We start from the raw sequence: 4,510 nt of genomic DNA, 5'->3' as shown, positions 1-4,510 counted from the left end.
GGTCGATATCGACCTCATCGACGAGCTCTACCGCCGTGTCTACCAGGAGAAGATGCAAGGCCGGGAACGGTTGCGCATCATTCGCGCGTCCCGCCTCGTCGAGCTGCGTCAGCTCACCGACGGCGTCGCCGCCGACGTCGAGTTCATGCCGACCGGCACGCGGGAAAAAATAGAGGCGGACGTCATTGTCTTCGCCACCGGGTACCGCTCGCGAGATCCACGCCAGCTCCTCGGCACGATGGCCCGGCACTGCCAGACCGACCCGGCCGGCCACGTGGCGCTCGACCGCGACTACCGGCTGGCGACGGCGCCCGGCGTCCACGTCGACCTGTACGTGCTCGGCGCGACCGAACACTCCCACGGCATCTCCTCGACCCTGCTCTCCAACGTCGCCGTGCGGGCCGGCGAGCTCGTGCGCTCGATGGCCGAGCGGCGCGGCCGCGCCGCAACCCCCGCGGGCGAGGGCGGCGGCACCCCGCTCGAGGCGGGCCACGTCACTCCCCGATCCGCCTGGGACAGCGGCTCGGGGCGCTGTCGGTCCCCCGCCCGGCCGGGCGGTGATGGCGGCCGGCACCGCCGCGCTCGACTTGGCCGAGCTGCGGCGTCCCGTCCGAGGTCGGATCACGCTGGCGGCCGGGCTGCAAGCTCTGGCCACGGTGCTGGCGATCACCCCAGCGGTGGTGCTGGTGGAGATCGCGCGCCGACTGCTGAGCGGAGCGGGGCAGCCGGTATGGCCGCTGGCGTGGCTCGCGGCCGGCCTGCTCGTGGCGCGCTTCGCGCTGTACGCCGCGGCGAGCCTGCTCAGCCACCTGGCCGACGCGGACCTCGCCTACCTGCTGCGCCGCCGCCTGACCGAGCAGGTGAGCGCGTTACCGCTGAGCTGGTTCGCCGGCGGGGTCTCGGCCCGGGTGCGCTCGACGGTGCAGGACGACGTGGCGACGCTGCACCACGCAGTCGCCCACGCCCGCGGGGACCTGGCTTCGGCCGTGGCCGGCCCGGCGGTGGTGGTCGGCTACCTGCTCTGGGTCGACTGGCCGTTGGCGCTCGTCACGGTGGCGCTCGTCAGCGCGGCCCAGGCGATCCGCCTGCGGCTCGCGGTCCGCGCGACCGACCAGGTCAGCCGGATCGGTGCGGCCAACAACGAGCTGACCGCGGCCGTGCTCGAGACGGTTCGGGGCATCAGCGTCGTCAAGGCGTTCGCCGGCGGCCGGGGCGCTCCCCGGTTCGCCGCCGCCGCGGCCGAGTACGCCGACGCCGACGAGCAGGCCCAGCGCATCTTCCTCCGGCCCCGCGGGGTCGCCCGGGCGACGGTGGCCCCGGCGACCATCGTGTTCGCGGTCACCGCCGTCGGCACCGGACTGGTCGCGGCCGGGTGGAGTGACCCGGTGGACCTGGTGGCCTTCACGCTGCTCGGGGTCGGGCTGTTCGAGCAGATCACGCCGATCTACCTGGCCCAGGACCTGCGCGAGCGATCCCGGGACGCGGCGGCCCGCATCGGCGACCTGCTGCGCGAGCCCCGGCAGCCCGTCCTCGAGCCCGGCCGCGCCCGCCCGGTGGGCACCCCGCTGACGGTCGAGATCGACGACGTCCATTTCAGCTACCCGGACGGTCACGAAGTCCTGCGGGGGGTGAGAGCGACGCTACGGCCAGGCACGGTGACGGCGCTGGTCGGGCCGTCCGGAGCCGGGAAGTCGACGCTCACGATGCTGCTGGCCCGCTTCGCCGACGTCACCGGGGGCGCCATCCGGCTAGGCGGAGCCGACCTGCGCGACATCGACCGGGACGACCTCTACCGCCACGTCGGATTCCTGCTGCAGGATGTCATCCTGCTGCGTCGCTCGATCCGTGACAACATCGCCCTGGCCGTCCCGGATGCGTCCGAGGCGGCGGTACGCGCCGCCGCCCGCGCGGCCGCCGTCGACGACCGCGTCCTCGCCCTGCCGCGCGGCTACGACTCGGTGGCCGGCGAGGACGCCCACCTCTCCGGCGGGGAGGCGCAGCGGGTCGCGATCGCCCGTACCCTGCTGGCCGGGACACCGATCGTGCTCCTCGACGAGGCCACCGCGTTCGCCGACCCCGACTCCGAGGCCGCGATCCAGGACGCACTGGCCGATCTGGCCGCCGGCCGGACCCTGCTCGTGATCGCGCACCGCCTGTACACGATCACCGAGGCCGACCAGATCCTGGTCCTCGACGACGGGCGCCTGATCGAGCACGGCCGGCACGACGAGCTACTCGCCGCCGACGGGCGCTACGCTCAGCTCTGGCGGGCCCAGCAGGGCGGCCGAGCATGACCGGCCACCTGCGCGGCCTCGTCCCGGCCAGCCAGCACCGGCCGCTGGCGCGGTACCTGGTGGCGGTGGCCGGCTACGCCGTCAGCGAGGGCGTCGCCTTCGGAGTACTCGTCCCGCTGCTGACCGCCCTGATCGACGGCCGTACGGCCACCGCGGTGTGGTGGCTGATCCCGCTCACGGCCGCGGCGGCGACCGGCTGGTTCGCCCACTACTACCTCGGGTCGCGGGCGTTGCGACTGTCCTCGGCCTGGCGGCGCGCCCTGTACGCGCGCATCGGCGACAAGCTTCTGGCGTTGCCGTTGGGCTGGTTCGACGGGCCGGCGGCCGGGCAGATCCCACAACTAATCATCGGCGACGTCTCGCGGGTGGCCACCACCGTCTTCCTGGCCGAGGCCCTGATCGGCGCGGTCCTGACCCCGCTCACGATCGGGGCGTTCCTGCTCAGCTTCGACTGGCGGATCGGGCTCGCCGCGCTGCTGGCCGTCCCGGTCGTGCTCGCCGCGCTCTCGGTCGGTCGCCGCCTCACCGAACGCACCGAGGCGGCCAACCACGCCGCCACGGCCGAGGCCGGCAGCCGGCTGGTCGAGTTCGCCGGCGCCCAGCCGACGCTGCGGGCCACCGGTCACACCGCCGCTGGCCGGGCCGCGTTGGACGAGGCGCTGGCCGCCCAGCACCGCGCGGCGCGGCGCGAGATCGTCGGCTCCCTGCCGGGCGAATACCTCGGCGAGCTCGGTATCCAGCTAGCCTTCACGGCCCTGTTCCTCGCCGGCCTCGCGCTGACCACCCATCACGGCCTCAGCCCGACCCGGATGACCGCCCTCGTCGTCTTGGGCATCAGCCTGCTCCGCCCGCTCGACGCGCTGGTCGGGCTCAGCGCCGCGTTGCGCTCCGCCCAGGCCTCGGCCCAGCGGGTCGACGAGCTCCTGGCGGTCGAGCCGCTCCCGGAACCCACGACCGGCCGCCGGATCGGCCAGGCCGGGATCGAACTCACCGATGTCCGCTTCGCCTACCCCGCCGGTCCCGAGACGCAGGGCCCCGAGACGCAGGGTCCCGAAGTGCTGAGCGGGCTGACGCTGACGATCCCGGCCGGGCGAACCACCGCACTCGTCGGACCCTCCGGCGGGGGGAAAACCACCGTCACCAAGCTGATCGCCCGCTTCTACGACGTCGGCTCCGGTTCGGTGCGCGTCGGCGGCGTCGACGTCCGCGACCTCACCAGCGCCGAGCTGCTCAACCACATCGCGTTCGTGTTCCAGGACGTCTACCTGCTCGACGGCACCGTCGAGGACAACATCCGCTTCGGTAACCCGGACGCGACCCCGGAGCAGGTCCGCGACGCCGCCTACCGCGCCCGGGTGGACTCCATCGTCGCCCGGCTCCCGGACGGCTGGGCCAGTCGCGTCGGCGAGGGCGGACAGCTGCTGTCCGGCGGCGAACGCCAACGCGTCGCCATCGCCCGCGCGCTGTGTAAGGACGCGCCGATCGTGCTCCTCGACGAAGCCACGGCCTCCCTCGACACCGAGAACGAGACCGCCGTGCACGCCGCCCTGGCCGAGCTCGCCGCCGACCGCACCGTCCTGATCATCGCCCACCGGCTGGACACGATCGTCCGCGCCGACCAGATCGCCGTCCTCGACGGCGGCCGGGTCGTCGAGTGCGGTCGGCACGATGAGCTCCTGGCCCGAGACGGGCGGTACGCCGCATTCTGGCGCGAGCGCGAGCGCGAACGGGGCCGCGGCTGGCGGCTGCGGCGCGACGATCACGAACCCGCCGAGTAGCTGAGCCCGTGAGACGCGCTCGTGTCAGGCTCAGGGCGCAGGCTCAGTGCTCGTGGGAGACCACCTCGACGCGAGGCACGGCCTGCCCGCACGCAGCCGTCGCTGGTTGTGGCCGACGCACAATCCGCTTCCGTGGACAGCGAACTTGAGGTTCCCTGTCCATAGGGAAGGATTGTCATGGGCCGCTGGATTCACCGGTAGCTGGATCCACCGGTAGACAGTGACGCGATCGACGTCGATACCACGCCCGGTGAGCAGTTCCTCGATATCCCGAGAGGACAGGGCCAATCGCAAGTACCGCCGGAATCCTGTGAACTCTGGCACCGGCACCGACGGCGTGACGGCGTGACGGCATACCGGTCGATCATTCCGGCCGCTTCCACCGGCCCCTGCCGCAACAGACCCGGCTCGGCCAATAGGGGGACGGAGCGGCGCTTC

At 73.2% G+C, this 4,510-nt stretch carries 2 protein-coding genes and 1 pseudogene; all 3 read left to right on the top strand.

Annotation, left to right across the window (positions count from 1 at the left end; all coding sequences use genetic code 11):
• Window positions 1-52 precede the first annotated feature (52 nt).
• Window positions 53-148 (top strand): annotated as a pseudogene (locus tag ACY45C_RS07785) (hypothetical protein); the annotation flags it as partial.
• Window positions 149-560: 412 nt separating this feature from the next.
• Window positions 561-2,294 (top strand): ABC transporter ATP-binding protein, encoded by a 1,734-nt coding sequence (locus ACY45C_RS07780; RefSeq protein WP_462186952.1) that lies wholly within the window; start codon window positions 561-563, stop codon window positions 2,292-2,294.
• Complete coding sequence (locus tag ACY45C_RS07775) at window positions 2,291-4,072, top strand: ABC transporter ATP-binding protein (protein WP_462186951.1); 1,782 nt, start codon at window positions 2,291-2,293, stop codon at window positions 4,070-4,072. Before ACY45C_RS07780 ends, ACY45C_RS07775 begins: the two co-directional genes overlap by 4 nt.
• Window positions 4,073-4,510 lie beyond the last annotated feature (438 nt).

It is taken from the genome of Frankia sp. CcWB2, from assembly GCF_977927585.1.
Note: the sequence above shows the minus strand (reverse complement) of the source record. Positions and strands in the feature narration are given on the sequence as shown.